Source organism: Nocardia testacea NBRC 100365 (genome assembly GCF_000308775.1).
In the GTDB taxonomy this organism is placed as follows: domain Bacteria; phylum Actinomycetota; class Actinomycetes; order Mycobacteriales; family Mycobacteriaceae; genus Nocardia; species Nocardia testacea.
Genome location: NZ_BAGJ01000196.1, coordinates 1 through 209, shown reverse-complemented (window position 1 = coordinate 209; position 209 = coordinate 1). Strand labels below are relative to the sequence as shown.

Annotated in this window: 1 protein-coding gene; it reads left to right on the top strand. The window is 67.9% G+C overall.

The features are described from left to right. Window positions 1-209 (top strand): IPT/TIG domain-containing protein (locus ON38_RS25445; RefSeq protein ID WP_039827547.1); only part of this gene is annotated, 209 nt, incomplete at both ends.

The window sequence follows — 209 nt, the reverse complement described above, 5'->3', positions numbered from 1 at the left end:
AGTATCGGTCACCGCCACCACAGCCGGCGGAACCACCAACGGGGTCTCCTACACCTACATCCCGGTGCCCACCCTCACCACCATCGCCCCTAACGCAGGTCCGGTGGCCGGTGGCACCACGGTCGTCCTCACCGGAACAGCCCTGACCGGAGCCACCGCGGTGAACTTCGGTGCCACCCCGGCGACCTCGTTCGTCGTGGACTCCGACA